Below are 16092 nucleotides of genomic sequence, written 5' to 3'. Positions count from 1 at the left end.
ATCGATATTCGTCAACATAGAAGCATGTCGAATCAAGAGCTGGTGGTGCTCGGGCAGGACGCCCCGTCCGACGGCTGCTGCCCAGGGCTGCTGACCGCTCCTCTGGGCGAGGACCAGGCCGCCGACCTGGCGAAGACCTTCAAGGCCCTGGGTGACCCGGTGCGACTGCGCCTGCTGTCGCTGATCGCCTCGCGGGCCGGCGGCGAGGTCTGCGTCTGCGACCTGACCCCGGCCTTCGACCTCTCCCAGCCGACGATCTCGCACCACCTCAAACTGCTCCGCCAGGCCGGTTTGATCGACTGCGAGCGCCGGGGCACCTGGGTCTACTACTGGGTGCTGCCCGCCGCTCTGGACCGGCTCTCCGCCTTCCTGACCACCGCGCAGCAGGCCGGGACGACTGCGTGAACGCCACGCTCGGCCGCCGGGCCCTCGCTGAGGCCATCGGGTCGGCCGCCCTGGTCGCGGTGGTGGTCGGCTCCGGCATCCAGGCCACCGAACTGACCGATGACGTCGGCGTGCGGCTGCTGGCCAACTCCCTGGCCACGGTGTTCGGCCTGGGCGTACTCATCGCGCTGCTCGGCCCGGTCTCCGGCGCCCACTTCAATCCCGTCGTCACGCTCGCTGCCTGGTTCACCGGCCGCCGCACCCCCGACGGACCGACGGCGCGGGACGTGGCCGCGTACCTCCCGGCGCAGACCGCCGGGGCGATCGGCGGCGCGGTCCTGGCGGACGCCATGTTCGCCAGGCCCTTGGTGCAGTGGTCCACGCACGACCGTTCGGCCGGCCATCTGTGGCTCGGCGAGATCGTCGCGACGGCGGGGCTCGTCCTCCTGATCCTCGGGCTCACCCGAGTCGGCCGGGCCCACCTGGCGTCGGTGGCCGTGGCGTCCTACGTCGGGGCGGCGTACTGGTTCACGTCGTCCACGTCCTTCGCCAACCCGGCGGTCACCGTCGCACGTGCCTTCACCGACACGTTCGCGGGCATCGCCCCCGCCTCGGTGCCGCCGTTCGTCGCGGCCCAGCTCGCCGGCGCCGCACTCGCCCTGCTGCTGGTGCCCGCCGTATTCCCCCGCCCCGCGCCCGCACCTGCGCCCGCGCCCCCATCCGTGCCCGCACAGGCGCCCTCACCCGCGCTCGCCCGGACGCGGCCCGTGCACGTGCTCCAGGACGACCCAGAACCCGCCCCGCCCCCGACCTCCTGAACCGCCGCGCCCAGAAGGACAGCCACCATGCCCACGCCCCCCGAGCGACCGTCCGTCCTGTTCGTCTGTGTCCACAACGCAGGGCGCTCACAGATGGCCGCCGCCTTCCTCACCCACCTGGCGGGCGACCGCGTCCAGGTGCGCTCCGCAGGTTCGGCGCCTGCCGCCACCGTGAACCCCGCCGTCGTCGAGGTCATGGCGGAAGCGGGCGTCGACATCTCGTCGGAGGTCCCCAAGGTGCTCACCGTGGCGGCGGTCCAAGCGTCCGACGTCGTCATCACCATGGGCTGCGGCGACACCTGCCCGGTCTTCCCCGGCAAGCGTTACCTCGACTGGCAGCTGCCCGACCCGGCCGGGCAGGGCGCCGAAGCCGTCCGCCCGATCCGCGACGAGATCGAGAAGCGCGTACGCGGCCTGCTCGACGAGATCTCCCCGGCGGGCCGACGATGAGTTCACCGGACGGGACCCGCATCCGCGTCGCCGCGATGACGGCCGAGCATGCGGACGACGTCCTGAGGATCTACCGGCTGGGCATCGACGAGGGTGACGCCACCTTCGAGGCGACCGCCCCGGCCTGGGCCGAGTTCGACGCCGCCAAGCTGCCCCGACACCGGTACGTCGCCCTCGACCTCTCCGGCCGGGTCCTGGGCTGGATCGCCGCGGTGCCGGTCTCCGACCGCTGCGCCTACGCGGGTGTCGTCGAACACTCGGTGTACGTCCATCCCGACGCCCGCGGCCGAGGCGTCGGCGGCGCCCTGCTGAACGCCCTCATCACCTCGACCGAGGCGGCGGGCATCTGGACCGTGCAGTCCGGGGTCTTCCCCGAGAACACCGCCAGCCTGGCCCTGCACCAGAAGGCGGGCTTCCGCGTGATCGGCACCCGCGAACGCATCGGCCGGCAGCACGGCATCTGGCGCGATGTCGTCCTGATCGAACGCCGCAGCCGCACCGTCTCCTGACCGGGCGCCAGACCTGGCTCACCGACGTACCATGTGCACGCAAGGGGCGTTCCCCGGAGCTGACTTCCGGGGAACGCCCTTTGTGCTCACGTACTCACGTACTCACGTACTCACTTGCTCACGTGATCACGTGCTTTGGCGTCAACTACGCCTCATCCGGTGGCCGTTCAGCAGTTCTTGATGCCGTCGAAGCGGCGCGGCTGGATGGCGACCTTGGAGGTGGCGTGCCCGCCCGGGTTGAGCGTGTGACAGGAGCCGTCCGCGCCGTAGGCCCAGACGATCTTCACGCGCACGCGGTAGCTGCAGTCGTTACGAGCGTGGCCGGTCTGCGTGATGGTGCCCCTGTCGACCCAGCCGGCAACGCAAGTGGGCGCGGCGGCGCGGGCGCTGCTGCTGCTGCTGCTGGTGGTGGCCGCCGTCGCCGGCGAGGCGCCGACAGTGACTGCGAGAGCCGCTGCGGAAAGCGCCACCGCCGCCGATCGCTTGAGGGTGGTCGAGGTAGTCAAAGGAATTCCCCCTTTGTGTGGATACCAACAAACCGCTCCACCGGAGCGCTGGTCGTCCTCCTCCTGGGAGCGCGGTCGATTGGAAGCTTTGTCTGCGCTTGTTCGGCACGCAAGTGGCTTGATCGGTAGGTGAGTTGAGGCCGCGTCCGAAAATGTGCGCGAGTCCGATAAAGGGAGGGATGTCCTCCGTTCGGCCTTGATCGTGTCCAGTCAGGGCGTTCGTCGATCATGCGCGCCCTCCGCGGCCGAATATCGACCTGATGGGCGTCCGCCGTGTGGCCTGAACCGAGCGGTGCGCTCGATTTGAATGTGATGAGGGTCACTTCGGGTGCGTGAACCGGAAACGCGGGCCGCTACGACGAAGGGGTGTGATGGGAGAGCCGCGCGACGCGGATACCGAAGCGGACCTCGTGGCGGCTGTCGCCGAGGGGGACCGCGATGCCTTCGAGCTGCTCTACCGTCACTACGCCCCTTGGCTGACCAGCCGGTTGCGCCACCGATGCGCGGACGACTCCCAGCTCGACGACATCGTGCAGGAGACGTTTCTCGACCTGTGGCGCACCTGTGCGGCCGGCCGGCAGCAGAAGGTCGCGGACATGGCCGGCTGGCTGTGGCGTATCGCCTCCCGGCGGCTCGCGGACCAGGCCCGCTCGGGCGGCGCCCGCTCGCGGCTGCAGCAGGCACTGCAACGACTGCGGATACGCGACGAACCGTCGGCCGAGGAGAAGGTGCTCGCCGGCGGCCGGCACGGCGATCTGGCCGACGCGCTGGCCCGGTTGCCCGTAGAGCTCCGGCACGTCATGCAGGCGACGGTGGTCGAGGGCCTGACCGTACGGCAGGCAGCGAGCGCCCTCGGAGTGCCGCCCGGCACGGTGAAGACGCGCGCCATGCGCGCCCGCAGGTTACTCAAGCAGGAACTCGATGGGTCGCGGTCGCGGCCCGGCTGGAGAGGAGGCGAGGATGACGCAGCAGAGACTGCCGCAGGAGAGCGCTGACCCCCACACCCCCGACGCGCTGCTGCGCGACTACGCGCGCAGAGAGACGGCGCCGCACGCCTTGCGGGCCGTCGAGGCGCACCTCGACCGCTGTCCGCTCTGCCGCTCCCGGCTGTCCGCCCACACCGACCCGCGCGTCCTGGACCACGGCTGGCAGCGCCTCGACGTGGCCATCGACGCACCCGTACCCGGCCGGGCGGAGCGGTTGCTGCTCCGGTTCGGCGTGCCCGACCATGTGGCGCGACTCGTCGCGGCGACTCCCGTGCTGCGTGCGTCCTGGGTGGGCGCCGCCGCGCTGACGTTGCTGCTTGCCGCGCTGATCGCGCGCCTCGCCGAGCCGGCCGGGACTCCGGTGCTCTTCCTCGGTCTCGCGCCGCTGCTGCCCGTGGCCGGAGTGGCCGTGTCCTACGGGTGGCGCTGGGACCCCGCGCACGAGATGGGTCTGGTGACGCCCCTGCGGGCCTTCCGGCTCGTGCTGCTGCGCACCGCGGTGGTCCTCGGCACCTGCATCGCCCTGACGTGCGCCGCCAGTCTGGCCCTGCCCGGGCTCGGCCTCGCCACCTTCGGCTGGCTGCTGCCCGGCTGTGCGCTCACCGCGGTCAGTCTCGCGCTGGCGGCACGCATGGAATCCACGACGGCGGCCGGCGTGACCGCGGCCGGATGGCTCGCCGTCCTGTTCGCCACCCACGACTCGCACGCGGTCTTCAGTACGACGGGACAGACGGCCTCGGCCGCGGTGCTCACCGTGGCCTGTGCGGGCGTGCTGCTGTCCCGTACCGCATTCGACCGGCCCGTCCAGCGAGGGCCCCTCCACCGACGACCCATCCACCGACAGGGGACTGCCCGATGACCGAACACACCGTCGAGGTGAGGGAGCTGGGGGTGCGCTACCGGCGCTCCGTGGCCCTCGGCTCCGTGTCCTTCTCGCTGCAGACCGGCGTCACCGGTCTGCTCGGGCCCAACGGCGCGGGCAAGACCACCCTGCTGCGGGCCCTCGCCACCGCTCTCGTCCCCGACACCGGCGAGATCCGGGTGCTCGGCCGGGATCCCCGCCACCCCGGTCAACGGACGGAGATCAGGCGGCACCTCGGATTCCTGCCGCAGGACCCCGGATTCCACCCGAACTTCACCGCCTTCGAGTTCGTGGACTACGTCGCGATCCTGAAGGAGATGACGCACCGCGGCCGTAGGCACGACGAGGTGCGCCGGGTGCTCGACGCCGTGGGCCTCAGTGAGCACCGCGGCAAGCGGATCAGGATGCTGTCGGGCGGTATGAAGCAGCGCGTGGCGCTCGCAGCGGCCCTCGCGGGCGAGCCCGAACTGCTCATCCTCGACGAGCCGACCGTCGGCCTCGACCCCGAACAGCGCCTGCGTTTCCGTGAGTTGATCGCCGACATCGGAGAGGGTCGGACCGTCCTGCTCTCCACTCATCAGACCGAGGACGTCGCCGCCCTGTGCCGTCGCGTCGTCGTACTCGACCACGGCGTCGTCAAGTTCGACGGCGATCCGGTCGGGCTGAGCGCGGTCGCCCAGGGCCGGGTGTGGAGCAGCGCCGAGCGCGACCCACGGGCGCTGGCCGGATGGCGTACGGGCAACGGGACCTTCCGCAACATCGGCAGTCCACCGCCGGGCGCCGCGATCGTGGACCCGGCGCTGGAGGACGGCTATCTGCTGCTCCTGGACGACACCGGGCGGCGGGCCGGTCAGGGGGCCGCGGCATGAGCGGCACGATGACCGAGGCCCCGGTGGGTACCGTGAGCCGCACCCCCTCCGCGGCGGGCGCCGCCACACGCACCCTCGCCCGCGCCGAAGCCGTACGACTCCTGCGGCACCCCGCGGTGCTCGCCGCGTTCGCGGTGTATCTGGCGCAGTGGGCGTACAGCGCGTACTCCGGCGACGACAGCTATCCGGTGCTGCACGACGAGGACCGCTACACCCAGGTGACGCTGCTGCTGATCGCGGCGGGAACCCTGCTCGCGGCCAACCTCGCCGCGCTCCGCTCGCACCGGCACGGCACCGATGCGATGTTCGACCTCCTGGTGCTCCCGCCCTGGCGGCGCACCGGGGCCCATCTGCTCGCCCTGGTGCCCGTGACCGTGCTGTCGGCGGTGCTGTCCGGGGCCCGCATCGGATACGCGGCCGCTCAGGACGCGGCGGTCGGCAGCCCCTCCGTGGCGGAGCTCGCCACGGGTCCGGTCGTGGTGCTCCTCGCCGGCGCGATCGGCGTCCTGGCGGCCCACGTCGTCCGGTCCGTGGTGGCCGCCCCGCTCACGCTGGCCGCGCTCGGGATCGTGACCGTGGCGGGCGCACTCCAGCCGGAGTCGGGGGCGCGGTGGTGGGGCCTGATCGGCATCGAGGACGAGAACGTCCCCCCGCTGCCCACGGCCCTCACCCACCGTCCGGTGACCTGGCATCTGCTCTACCTGGCCGCCCTGGTGGTCCTGGTGGCCACGGTGGCGGTCCTGCGCGCCGGCGGTCGCTCGACCGCGGTCAAGGCGACGGCGGGGCTCGCCCTGCTCACCGTCCTCGGCACGGGTGTCGCCCAGCAGGGCGGCCTGCCGGACGAGGTGCGCAAGGCCCGTACGACCGCCGAGAACGCCCCGTCGTCACAGCAGGTGTGCGTCGAGAGCGGCGGCGTCGACTACTGCGCCTTCCCCGAGTTCAAGGACCGGTACCGGCAGTGGGCCGAAGTGACCGGGGGAGTGTTGCGCCGGGTGCCGCAGACCGCGCGGGAGAAGCCGTACGCCGTACGCCAGCACCTCTTCCTGAACACGGTCGACGACGGTGTCCTCCCTCCGCTGCCGGTCGCGAAGTGGGCCGCCGACGATCGTGCGGCCGGAACGCCGGGCGCCGTGCCCGTCGGCACCGACTGGGGCACGCACAGCGATTCCGCGGGCGACCACATGCTCGGCTTCGCCGGAGGCTTCGCGTACCGCGCGGTGACCGGCGAGGCCCCTGCGAGCGCCGGCAACCAGACGATCTGCCGTGCGCGCGGGGCGATCACGCTGTGGCTCGCGGTCCAGGCGACCGACGGGACCCGGGAAGCCTACGACTCGCTGAGCGGGCGATCCTTCGGCGGCATCCCCCTGAACACCTTCAACGCCGCCACCGGCTTCAGCGTCAACGCGCGGGAACAGGACCTCGTACGGACCCTGCTGGCGCGGCCCGACGCCGAAGTCGGCGCCAAGGTGAAGCAGTCGTGGACGGAGCTCACCGCCCCGGACACCACGACCGACGAGGCGGCGTCCCTCCTGGGCGTCCCGGCCCCGCCGGCCGCGCGCGAAGGCGAGGAGGGCCAATGCCGGTGACTGCCTCCACGGGCGCGGTGCTGCGCACTCTCCTAGGGCCAGACCTGCGGGCCACCCGCATCCTTCCGCTGCTCGGCGCGGGCGTGGTGGGGGTCGCCGGTACGGCCTGCCCGGTGCTGTTCTCCGCACAAGTCCAACCAGACGCGGCTGCCGTGCTCCTGAGGATCGCGACCGTACTGACCGCCATCGGCCTCGCCTGTCTCCTCGACGATCCCGCGGCCCGCACCACCGTCGTGGTGCCTGTCTCCCGAGCGCTGCGCAGCGGCCTGCGCATGGCCGTGGGCCTCCTGCTCTTCGCCCTCTTCTGGGCCGCCTCGGCGAGCCTCGTCCGACTCGGCCTGCCGACCGACGCACGTCAGCTCTTCCCCCTCGGCGGCCTCGCGCTCGAAGCAGCGACCCTCGCCGTAGGAACCCTGGCCTTCGCCCTCTACGGCATGCGCCGCTCGGCCCTGGGAACGGGCAGCCTGCTCGCCGCCCCAGCGCTGACGGTCTTCGTCATGGCGGCCATGTTTCTGCCGGACGGCCTGGAACTGTTTCCCACACCGGGCGACCCGAACTGGACCGACGCCACCCTGCGATGGACGGCGCTGCTGACCGCCGCCCTGACCGCCTGCACAGCACAACTACGCCCCGAGCCCCGCGCAAAACGCCCGCCCCGCTCCCCGGCCACGCCTTCTCCCGCTTCCCCGGGGCGGGCAGTCCACTAGGCCTGCGCGGCGACGGGCTGAACCGTCACATCACCGCTGCCGCGTGTCGTGGCGCCTTCCAGGGAATCCCGTTCGGATGTTGGGCTCCTTCGACACGCGTGCGGCTGACGGCTTGTGCGACCGTGCGCCGCTTCATCCCGCCGCCCCCTTGAGCGTGGGCGCGAGCGCCTGTTCGGGCGTGAGACCGAAGCCGATGTCTGTGCCGTAGATCGCCATGGCCAGAGCCTGAAACATCGGGGGAGGCGTGATGGCGTTGGGATTCTTGGTGCTTACCACCTCGATCGCCGTCCGACGGGTGGGCGAGTACATGGCGGTCGACTCATAGCCGGCGAAACTTCCCTCTCCACCGATGAAGCCGCCAGTCTCGACGAACCCCAGTCCGTACCGCCACTTGCCGGGTCCGTTGTAGTTCCCCGCGAAGGTGAAGGGGATCGGGTTCTTGGTCGCCTCGGCCCAGACCTCTGGCTCGAGCAGCTCACCGGTCGCCAGGGCGCGGGACCAGACCCGCATGTCCGAGAGCGTCGAGACCATGCCTCCGTGCGCCCAGAGGCACGACGCCGGGAGGTCCGTCGCATCGTCGGAAGCGGTGGGTGCCTGGGTGGGGCCCACGTCTCCCAGCCCGTAGCCGTGTGTGAAGGGTTCGCTGAGGCCGTTGCCCGAAGTGGGGAGCAAGGTGCGCCGGAGTCCGAGCGGTCGGGCGATGCGCTGTTGGACCGCGGCGCTCAGATCCTGGCCGCCGGCCAGCTCGACGACCCGGCCGAGCAGGTTGTAACCGTAGTTGCTGTAGGACCACTTGGTGCCGGGAGGTGCGACGGGGGGAAATTTTGCCTCCGCCGTGAGGAGTTCCGCGACGGTGCAGCCGGTTTGTACCTTCGACTGGACGGTGGGCGACGTGAAGCCGTCCGCGAGGCCGCTGGTGTGGTTGAGCAGCTGCCGGATCGTGATCCGGTCTCCGTTGGGTACGCCCTTCACCCACTTGGAGATGTGGTCGTCGAGGGCGACCTTGCCCTCCCCGACGAGCTGCAGGACGAGATTGGCCGTGAATGTCTTGGTCTGACTCGCGATCTTGAACTGCATGTCCGATCGAAGGGGCGCCTCGGTCGCGAGGTCGGCGACACCAGTGGCGCTGACGAACGCCCCCTTCGGGCTCCAGATGCCGACAACGACTCCCGGCGTACGGTTCGTATCCTGGAAGCGGCGGACGATGTCCTCCAGCTTGGCCTCGGTCGCCGCGTCGAGAGGGCCACTGCCACTCGATTCCGTGCTGTCGTCGTTCGACCCGCATGCCGACAATGCCAGGACGCTGACCAGGACAAGAGCACCCAGCAGACGTCCTCTGCACCGACCCATTGGCTCACGACTCCCGTATGTCGACGCATCCAGCCGCGACGAGCGAGAAGGGCTGGTCCTCCGCCAGCGTCACCGACGGCACGGACCGGTACATCCTGGCCACGCCCATCGGAGTGGCGAACGGCCCGGGCCCTCCCATCGGTGAATGCCGACCGGGACAGCCTGGGCGAACGGGCCTGGTCCGTCTTCCATCACCCAGCCATGCGCCCCAGTAGATCGTTCGATCTGTTAGGCAGAGGAAGCCGCCCTGCGGGCCGTCCCACAGTTTCCGCGCAGGCGCGCTGGCGATCTTCCGTTCCCCTGGATCATGCACGGTCGACCTCGACGCGGGGTACGTCCGCATCCGTAATACCGACTTCCACGTCAACCAACTGCGACGGAAACTGAGGCCGACAACGTCGATGGGCACCCACCGCGAACGGTGGGGCCCATCGAGATCGTGCCCGGTGAGGCACTGGCGGAGGATACGAGATTCGAACTCGTGAGGGGTTGCCCCCAACACGCTTTCCAAATGTTCGTCTGGGGGTTCAAGGAGGGACGGGGGCGTTCTGACCTGGGGCGGAGCCGAGATTCGGACGGTTGATGAACGGCTCTGGACGGGGGTGAATGAGACCAGAAGTGAGACCAGAGTGCCGGGTCACACCTTCTTGACGACGATCGACTCCGGAACCAGCTTCTCCAGGTCGTCCACGTCCGAGGTGAAGACGGTGACCTGCCCCTTCTGCTGGCGCGCGATGACGGCGAGCACCGCGTCGATCGCGTACTTGTGGCCATGCAGCTTGGCATCTGCCAGCAAACGGCGGGCCTGGCGGGCCTCGTCCTTTCCGATGTCGGCGACTCTGAGCCGCGAGAGCACCCAGTCCCAGCGTTGCTCGGTGGTTCTGCCGTCGAACGCCTCGATCAGCGTCATCGGAGATGTCACGACCTCGGCTTCACCTCCGGCCGCGAGGTCGATCCAGGCGATCATCTTCCGGTCGCCTCGTACGGCCAGGGACAGGGCTTCGCAGTCGAGTACGAAGACACGCAGTGGCCGCTGCCCCGGCTCACCGGCCCGCTTCTTCACGCGGCCTCTCCCGCGCCGTGCGTTCCGGCGGCGCGACGGCGCTCGTGCTCGGCGTCGAGCTCCTCCAACTCCTCGAACGCTGCCGTGCGCTCCGCCTCGGTGAGGGAGCCGTGTTCCTCCTGCAGCCAGTCGGACAGCTCCCGCAGCCGGTCCCGGTCGCGCTTGAAGCGCAGCGCCTCGGCGACGTACGCCGACAGGCCCCGCTCCGCCGCCTCCGCGCGGATCTCGTCCAGGAGATCCTCGGGAATCGTCACCGTCACCTTCTTCGTCGCCATACAAGAGACCATACTCTTGGTATCGCGTTCCTTACCAGCGCGTTCAGTGCGTTCATGTGACCACCGGATCGGCGATCAGACGGTCACGGCGGCGGGGCGTGGGCTGCCGTGGAAGACCTGGCTGGTGTGCCAGGAGCGGTGGGCGACGGCGATGGGGCGGACGCCCGGCTGGGGACCTATGACCGGACGGCCGGCGAGCGTGATGACGTGCTCGCGGGCGGCGGCACTGCGGCCGACGAAGCTCTGCGAGACCAGGATGCGGTGGCCTCCCCCACTCTCGGCTTCGCTCGAGCGGGGGGACCCCCATCCGATACCGAGAACGCCCTTGTCGAAGAGCTTGTGGTGCAGCGAGCACAGGCACAGCCCGTTGTCGATGTCGTCCGGTCCGTCGAACGCCCACCAGCGCACATGGGCGGCCTCCAGCCCGACCGGCACCGCGCCGATCCTGCCGTCGTACCCGCAGAAGGCGCACTGGTACTCGTACGCCGTCAGGACCAGCTCCCGCATCCGCCGGTCCCGCTGCCTGCGCGCGGCTGAGAGCCGTCCGGTCTCGGCCTCCTCCGGTTCCAGGCCGACGGCTTCGCACAGCTCGCCGTGGAGGGAGGGCGGGAAGTTCAGATCGAGCAGCACCCGAGTCATCCGGCCGAGCAGGGACGGCTCCCGCCGCAGCGCCGCCCGCAGCTGAGGCGTCAGCCGCCCGGCGGCCCCGGTCGCCCGCAGCTCCCTGACCCCGGTCCCGGGGCTACCCGTCCCGCGCGCGGTGCGCACCTCCCACACTCCGTCACTCACCAGGTGATGGAACGGATAAGCGGGCGTTGTCCGGTTTCCGGGCCCGTACTCGGCGAGCAGCCGCCGCAGGTCCTGCTCCACCGCGCTGTACCGCAGCTCGCCGTCGGCGTCCTGCTGGAACCGGCTGAGCGCGTACAGGAACAGCAACGGCTTGTGCGGAGCCCGCACCCCACTCCTCGTCCACTGCCTCAGCTGCGCGGTGCGCTCGACCCAGTCCATGACCGGCGATCGTAGTGGCGGCTCGCGAAACAGTGACCCGTGCACGGGGTGGGCCAATGGGACAAGTCGAGGGCTACGCGGGCATGACGCCGAGGATGCGGGAGAGGGTGAAGACCCGTTCGTCCTCACGCAGATGGCACCAGGCATACAGATGGGGCGGGTCGAGATCGAGCTCGCTGAGCGTACGTACGGTCCGGTTGCCCGAGGCGGCGACGTACTCGACCGTGATGGCCGCGCCGGCGTCGACGGCGTGGGCGAGCTGGCGGACATCGCTGTACGTCAGGTTCTTCGCGTACCCGGCGATGATCTCCTCGGTGTCCGTGCCGTAGGGGACCCCGGTGCCGAACGGGTCGGGATCCGGAAGCGTCGGCGGGGCGTCCCGCAGCCTGGCGGCCAGGGCGCTCAGACCGATGTCCACCGGGGTCTCCGTCGGCACAGACCGCGATCGCTGGCCTGGGAGTGGGGTCGGAGTCGGGGCGGAGGCACGTCGGCTTCGGGTCTTCTCGACGCGTACGGTTCCGTCGGCCGTCTCGGCGACGGGGGCGTAGCCTGCGGCCCGGAGCGTGGCGAGGGTCTTGTCGAGCGGAGTCCGGCAGACCAGCACGGTCGGTGCCAGCTGCCGCAGCCCGAGCTCGGCGAGCCCCCGGTGGGCGGCGAGTTCGGCGAGGAGGGCGGGTTCCTCGCCGTGGATCACGCAGGCCGCGGGGGCGATGCGCACACGGCCGTGAGCGCGCGCGGTGTCATGGATCAGATACGACAGCGGCTGGGGGAGGGCGCCGACGGCGACGTCGGCCAGGTCGGAGGTGATGGCGTCGGGTGTACGGCCGGTGTCCAGGGCGCCGCGGATGGTGCCCGGGCTGAACCGCCACACGGACGCCGTGCCGACGGCGTCCCGGTCTGCGACGGCGTCCAGCAGAGCGGCCAGGCGGGCTGACGGTGTGCCCGTGACGACGGCGGTGAGGTCCGCGCCGAAGCGGGCCGTGCTGGTGGCCGTCGGCAGCAGCCGCCGACTGGCCGCGGCCAGTGCTTCGCCGTCATCGGCCCGCAAGGCGGCACCGATGCGGGACAGGGAGCCGCGGGCAATCACACCGAGCAGTTCTGCCTCGCGGATCACGGAGGCGAAGGGCGCGGCGTCCTGGGGGAGTTGATCGGCGAGCGGACGGTGCCAGGCGACGAGCGGCCCCAGTTCCACGGGGCTCTTCACTCCCTGGCCCGCCGGGAGACCCACCGCCGCGGCGAGGAGCCCGTCCCGGGCCTGCGCACAGCCGCCACAGGGTGGTGTTCCGGCGAGTGCGGGCAGCGCCTTGCCGTCCTCGTCGCGGGCCTGGGTAGGGGTCAGCGGCAGCGTCCGCCATGCCTGGAGGAGCGCGGTGAGCTGCTCCGCCGGCTCCCGCTCCGCCCAGGCGTCGTAGCCGTCCGTCGCCGCGACCCGGTCACCGTCCCGGGCCAGCAGCCCGGCGTCGTACGCCGTCTCCAGGACGAGGCGTACGACGATGTCGTCGCACTGTGTGGCCTTGCCGATCCGGGACAGCTCACGCGCCCCGACCCCGCCGGACTTCAGACGGGCCGGCGGGGACGCGGCGCACGCCGCCAGAACCGAGGCGGCGTGGGCGGCGAACGCCGTGGCGGCTGCCGCCGCCTCCCGATCCACCTCCGCGTCGGTGACGGACACCGTCTGCACGACGGGCGGGAACGGCTCGAACCGGGCGCGCCAGTCGGCCCCTCGCAGCGCGAGCGTCACCTCGGCCGGCATGCGTGCGGGCCCGTACCCGGAGTACCGGTCCTGGACCAGAAGTCCTCGCTCCAGCGCCCACCGCGCACCCGGTTCGGAGTCGGCCCGTGGAGCCCCGAGCATGATGAATTCCGCCTGTCCCTGCGTCTGTTCACCCTGGTGACGGGCTCGCCGCTCAAGCAGTTTCCGAGTGGCCACAGGCGCCGAAGCGACCACCGCGGCCACCCGCTCCGGATCACTGTGGTGTTCCAGCAGAGTGGCCAGCCGGTCCTTCTTGGTGGTGCCGGGCGACGGGACGCCCAGGGCAACCAGCATGCGGCGCAGCTCCTCGGAGGTCGTGTCCGCCAGCAGCCGGGCGAGCGGCCCGTCCAGCCCCAGCGGCGAATCCCACGCCTGCCGCAACGGCGCCACCAGGTGCAGCAGCCCTTGGCCGTCCGGCCAGACGAGCGCGTGATCGGCCAGTGTCTCCAGGACCGCGTCCAGCCCGCGATCGCTTCCAGGCTCGGTCACGTCCAGCAGATCGGCCAAAGCGGCACGTGGAACGGGTCCCAGCGCCGCCAGCGCCTCAGCCACCTGCAGCTGTGGCAGCGCGAGCTCCGCCAGCACCGGTGCCACCGACGCCGGGCGCTGAAGGCGGTCCGCGAGTTCGCCGAACGATCGTGGCTCCGGCGGGGACACGGCATCCAGGCGAGTCGCCAGGACTCGCTCAAGTCGACCGACTTCCAGACCACTCAGCCACGAGGCCAGAGTTGATCCGCTGGGCTTGCCGATGGGGCACCTCACCAAGACGACGCCGTTGCTCTTCGAACCGGAACCGGTCCAGCACACGCTCCAGAATGGCGCATCGCGGGGGCACCTGAGTCCTGCGGCGGCAAGAAGCCGCTTGGGAGTGAAGGCGTTGTCCTGTGGATCGACCCACCAGCGGCAAAGCGATGCGCGAAAAGTGCTCTATGCCGGAAATGAATGAGACCAGGACTGAGACCAGAACATGCCGAGAACCCCGGCCGCTGAGCGGTCCGGGGTTCTCGTTTCGCCTGTTCAGGCGGCTGCGGAGGATACGAGATTCGAACTCGTGAGGGGTTGCCCCCAACACGCTTTCCAAGCGTGCGCCCTAGGCCTCTAGGCGAATCCTCCGCCGGAAACATTACATGACCGAGAGGAGTGCTCGCGAACTCGTTCCGCGCTGCTGACATCGGGTACTCTCTGGGAAGCCCCTCACGCGGCGCTATCTGACTGAACTCCCCCAGGGCCGGAAGGCAGCAAGGGTAGGTTGGCTCTGGCGGGTGCGTGGGGGGCCCTTGCGTGTGCGGGGTTCCGGGCCGTGGGTGATCTACGGGCGGGGCTCGTTGTCAGTGGGCGCCTATAACCTCGTATGCGTGTCGTCTCTCGCGCTGTACCGCCGCTATCGCCCGGAGTCGTTCGCCGAGGTCATCGGGCAGGAGCATGTCACCGACCCGTTGCAGCAGGCGCTGCGGAACAACCGGGTCAATCACGCGTACCTGTTCAGCGGTCCGCGCGGCTGTGGCAAGACGACCAGCGCGCGGATCCTCGCGCGGTGTCTGAACTGTGAGCAGGGTCCTACGCCGACCCCCTGCGGGGAGTGCCAGTCCTGCCAGGACCTCGCGCGCAACGGGCCCGGGTCCATCGACGTCATCGAGATCGACGCCGCGTCGCACGGCGGTGTGGACGACGCACGTGAGCTGCGCGAGAAGGCGTTCTTCGGGCCCGCGAGCAGTCGCTACAAGATCTACATCATCGACGAGGCCCACATGGTCACGTCGGCCGGTTTCAACGCGCTGCTGAAGGTCGTCGAGGAGCCTCCCGAGCATCTGAAGTTCATCTTCGCCACCACCGAGCCCGAGAAGGTCATCGGGACCATCCGCTCGCGGACCCACCACTACCCCTTCCGGCTCGTCCCGCCCGGCACGCTGCGCGACTACCTCGCCGATGTGTGCGGCCGGGAGAACATCCCCGTCGAGGACGGAGTGCTGCCGCTCGTCGTGCGCGCCGGCCAGGGATCCGTGCGTGACTCGATGTCCGTCATGGACCAGCTGCTCGCCGGAGCGAGGGAGGAGGGTGTGACATACGCCATGGCCACCTCCCTGCTCGGGTACACCGACGGCTCGCTGCTCGACTCCGTCGTGGAGGCCTTCGCGACCGGTGACGGGGCCGCGGCCTTCGAGGTCGTCGACCGTGTCATCGAGGGGGGCAACGACCCCCGGCGGTTCGTCGCCGATCTGCTGGAGCGGCTGCGGGACCTGGTGATCCTGGCCGCCGTGCCGGATGCCGTCGAGAAGGGGCTCTTCGACGCCCCCGCCGACGTGCTGGAGCGTATGCGGGCCCAGGCGGGCACCTTCGGCGCCGCCGAGCTGAGCCGCGCCGCCGACCTGGTCAACGAGGGGCTGACCGAGATGCGGGGCGCCACCTCGCCCCGCCTCCAGCTCGAGCTCATCTGCGCGCGCGTACTGCTGCCCGCGGCCTACGGGGACGAGCGTTCCGTGATGGCCCGCCTCGACCGGCTGGAGCGAGGCGTCAACTTCTCCGCGGGCGGCGGCATGCCGACGATGGGGTACGTGCCGGGTCCCGACGCCCATGCGGGAGCGAGCGCCGCACCCGTTCCGCCGGGCGGCGGTCCCGCCGCGGCCCGAGCCGCCGTACGTACGTCGGGGGCACCGGCAGGCGGGCCCGGTGCGCCCGGTCCGGGAGGACCGGGGGGCGTGGCTGGTGCCGGCGTTCCTGGTGGCCCCGGCAGCGGTACGGCCGCGGCGGCCTCGGCCGCGGATCAGGGCGCAGCCTCGGACCGGACAGCCCCGCCCGCACCCTCGGCTCCCGATCCGGCTGCGGCCCAGCCTCCGATGCCGCCCGCCCCGCCCGCCCCGCCCGCCCCTCCCGCACCTGCTCCCGCGGACGCCCACCCCTCCGGGCCCCCCGCCTCCACGCCCCCCGCCTCCGCCCCCGGCGCCTGGCCCACCGCCGCGTCGGCAGGC

17 protein-coding genes, 1 tRNA gene and 1 other RNA gene are annotated in these 16092 nt (G+C 71.1%); 11 read left to right on the top strand and 8 right to left on the bottom strand.

Annotated elements, in window-relative coordinates:
- The first annotated feature begins 24 nt into the window (after positions 1 to 24).
- Genes ACHBTE_RS31710 through ACHBTE_RS31695 form a run of 4 tightly spaced genes read left to right on the top strand, consistent with a single transcriptional unit; the run spans position 25 to position 2161 of the window.
- Positions 25 to 405: an ArsR/SmtB family transcription factor gene (locus ACHBTE_RS31710; RefSeq protein ID WP_394728433.1), complete on the top strand. Its 381-nt coding sequence runs from the start codon at positions 25 to 27 to the stop codon at positions 403 to 405.
- Positions 402 to 1202 carry an aquaporin gene (locus ACHBTE_RS31705; protein ID WP_394728431.1) on the top strand — a complete coding sequence of 267 codons (801 nt, stop codon included), beginning with the start codon at positions 402 to 404 and terminating at the stop codon, positions 1200 to 1202. The genes ACHBTE_RS31710 and ACHBTE_RS31705 overlap by 4 nt, the downstream gene beginning before the upstream one ends.
- Before the next feature lie 27 nt (positions 1203 to 1229).
- Complete coding sequence (locus tag ACHBTE_RS31700; RefSeq protein WP_394728429.1) at positions 1230 to 1652, top strand: arsenate reductase ArsC; 423 nt, start codon at positions 1230 to 1232, stop codon at positions 1650 to 1652.
- A complete protein-coding gene (locus tag ACHBTE_RS31695) occupies positions 1649 to 2161 on the top strand; it encodes a GNAT family N-acetyltransferase (RefSeq protein ID WP_394728427.1) in 513 nt (170 codons plus the stop codon). The genes ACHBTE_RS31700 and ACHBTE_RS31695 overlap by 4 nt, the downstream gene beginning before the upstream one ends.
- A 167-nt stretch (positions 2162 to 2328) precedes the next feature.
- On the opposite strand, the gene ACHBTE_RS31690 is transcribed toward ACHBTE_RS31695, so the two are convergent.
- A complete protein-coding gene (locus ACHBTE_RS31690; protein WP_394728425.1) occupies positions 2329 to 2667 on the bottom strand; it encodes a hypothetical protein in 339 nt (112 codons plus the stop codon).
- A gap of 371 nt (positions 2668 to 3038) precedes the next feature.
- On the opposite strand from ACHBTE_RS31690, the gene ACHBTE_RS31685 reads away from it, so the two are divergent.
- The 5 genes from ACHBTE_RS31685 to ACHBTE_RS31665 are packed head-to-tail and all read left to right on the top strand — an operon-like array spanning position 3039 to position 7677.
- Positions 3039 to 3662, top strand: a complete 624-nt coding sequence (locus tag ACHBTE_RS31685; RefSeq protein ID WP_394728423.1) for an RNA polymerase sigma factor — start codon at positions 3039 to 3041, stop codon at positions 3660 to 3662.
- A complete protein-coding gene (locus tag ACHBTE_RS31680) occupies positions 3628 to 4512 on the top strand; it encodes a zf-HC2 domain-containing protein (protein WP_394728421.1) in 885 nt (294 codons plus the stop codon). Before ACHBTE_RS31685 ends, ACHBTE_RS31680 begins: the two co-directional genes overlap by 35 nt.
- Positions 4509 to 5384: an ABC transporter ATP-binding protein gene (locus ACHBTE_RS31675; RefSeq protein ID WP_394728419.1), complete on the top strand. Its 876-nt coding sequence runs from the start codon at positions 4509 to 4511 to the stop codon at positions 5382 to 5384. The genes ACHBTE_RS31680 and ACHBTE_RS31675 overlap by 4 nt, the downstream gene beginning before the upstream one ends.
- A complete protein-coding gene (locus ACHBTE_RS31670) occupies positions 5381 to 6970 on the top strand; it encodes an ABC transporter permease (RefSeq protein WP_394728417.1) in 1590 nt (529 codons plus the stop codon). The genes ACHBTE_RS31675 and ACHBTE_RS31670 overlap by 4 nt, the downstream gene beginning before the upstream one ends.
- A complete protein-coding gene (locus ACHBTE_RS31665) occupies positions 6967 to 7677 on the top strand; it encodes an ABC transporter (RefSeq protein WP_394728415.1) in 711 nt (236 codons plus the stop codon). Before ACHBTE_RS31670 ends, ACHBTE_RS31665 begins: the two co-directional genes overlap by 4 nt.
- A 132-nt stretch (positions 7678 to 7809) precedes the next feature.
- On the opposite strand, the gene ACHBTE_RS31660 is transcribed toward ACHBTE_RS31665, so the two are convergent.
- The 7 genes from ACHBTE_RS31660 to ACHBTE_RS31630 form a co-directional block, all read right to left on the bottom strand.
- A complete protein-coding gene (locus tag ACHBTE_RS31660) occupies positions 7810 to 9027 on the bottom strand; it encodes a serine hydrolase (RefSeq protein ID WP_394728413.1) in 1218 nt (405 codons plus the stop codon).
- 4 nt (positions 9028 to 9031) lie between these two features.
- Complete coding sequence (locus ACHBTE_RS31655; protein WP_394728411.1) at positions 9032 to 9166, bottom strand: hypothetical protein; 135 nt, start codon at positions 9164 to 9166, stop codon at positions 9032 to 9034.
- A gap of 498 nt (positions 9167 to 9664) precedes the next feature.
- On the bottom strand, positions 9665 to 10090 hold the full coding sequence (locus ACHBTE_RS31650) for a hypothetical protein (protein WP_394728409.1): 426 nt from the start codon (positions 10088 to 10090) through the stop codon (positions 9665 to 9667).
- Positions 10087 to 10365, bottom strand: coding sequence for a CopG family transcriptional regulator (locus tag ACHBTE_RS31645; RefSeq protein WP_394728407.1), 279 nt, complete (start codon positions 10363 to 10365; stop codon positions 10087 to 10089). The genes ACHBTE_RS31650 and ACHBTE_RS31645 overlap by 4 nt, the downstream gene beginning before the upstream one ends.
- A 75-nt stretch (positions 10366 to 10440) precedes the next feature.
- Positions 10441 to 11373 (bottom strand): phosphorothioated DNA-binding restriction endonuclease, encoded by a 933-nt coding sequence (locus tag ACHBTE_RS31640; RefSeq protein ID WP_394728405.1) that lies wholly within the window; start codon positions 11371 to 11373, stop codon positions 10441 to 10443.
- 73 nt (positions 11374 to 11446) lie between these two features.
- Positions 11447 to 13888, bottom strand: coding sequence for a helicase-associated domain-containing protein (locus tag ACHBTE_RS31635; RefSeq protein WP_394728403.1), 2442 nt, complete (start codon positions 13886 to 13888; stop codon positions 11447 to 11449).
- A 266-nt stretch (positions 13889 to 14154) separates the two neighbouring features.
- Positions 14155 to 14239 (bottom strand) — tRNA-Ser (locus ACHBTE_RS31630).
- Between the two features lie 73 nt (positions 14240 to 14312).
- Here ACHBTE_RS31630 and ffs point away from each other — a divergent pair.
- An RNA gene (gene ffs / locus ACHBTE_RS31625) (signal recognition particle sRNA small type) lies at positions 14313 to 14407 on the top strand.
- A 74-nt stretch (positions 14408 to 14481) separates the two neighbouring features.
- Positions 14482 to 16092, top strand: a 1611-nt coding sequence (locus ACHBTE_RS31620; protein WP_394728401.1) for a DNA polymerase III subunit gamma and tau, incomplete at its 3' end; no start/stop codon positions are given.

This window comes from Streptomyces sp. M41 (assembly GCF_043673425.1).
GTDB lineage: Bacteria > Actinomycetota > Actinomycetes > Streptomycetales > Streptomycetaceae > Streptomyces.
This window is presented reverse-complemented; position numbering and strand designations above follow the sequence as displayed.

Coding starts and splice junctions, on each gene's coding strand:
- ACHBTE_RS31710 (WP_394728433.1), top strand. CDS start 25: ATGTCGAATCAAGAGCTGGTGGTGCTCGGGCAGGACGCCCCGTCCGAC.
- ACHBTE_RS31700 (WP_394728429.1), top strand. CDS start 1,230: ATGCCCACGCCCCCCGAGCGACCGTCCGTCCTGTTCGTCTGTGTCCAC.
- ACHBTE_RS31695 (WP_394728427.1), top strand. CDS start 1,649: ATGAGTTCACCGGACGGGACCCGCATCCGCGTCGCCGCGATGACGGCC.
- ACHBTE_RS31685 (WP_394728423.1), top strand. CDS start 3,039: ATGGGAGAGCCGCGCGACGCGGATACCGAAGCGGACCTCGTGGCGGCT.
- ACHBTE_RS31680 (WP_394728421.1), top strand. CDS start 3,628: ATGACGCAGCAGAGACTGCCGCAGGAGAGCGCTGACCCCCACACCCCC.
- ACHBTE_RS31675 (WP_394728419.1), top strand. CDS start 4,509: ATGACCGAACACACCGTCGAGGTGAGGGAGCTGGGGGTGCGCTACCGG.
- ACHBTE_RS31670 (WP_394728417.1), top strand. CDS start 5,381: ATGAGCGGCACGATGACCGAGGCCCCGGTGGGTACCGTGAGCCGCACC.
- ACHBTE_RS31660 (WP_394728413.1), bottom strand. CDS start 9,027: ATGGGTCGGTGCAGAGGACGTCTGCTGGGTGCTCTTGTCCTGGTCAGC.
- ACHBTE_RS31655 (WP_394728411.1), bottom strand. CDS start 9,166: ATGGGAGGGCCCGGGCCGTTCGCCACTCCGATGGGCGTGGCCAGGATG.
- ACHBTE_RS31645 (WP_394728407.1), bottom strand. CDS start 10,365: ATGGCGACGAAGAAGGTGACGGTGACGATTCCCGAGGATCTCCTGGAC.
- ACHBTE_RS31640 (WP_394728405.1), bottom strand. CDS start 11,373: ATGGACTGGGTCGAGCGCACCGCGCAGCTGAGGCAGTGGACGAGGAGT.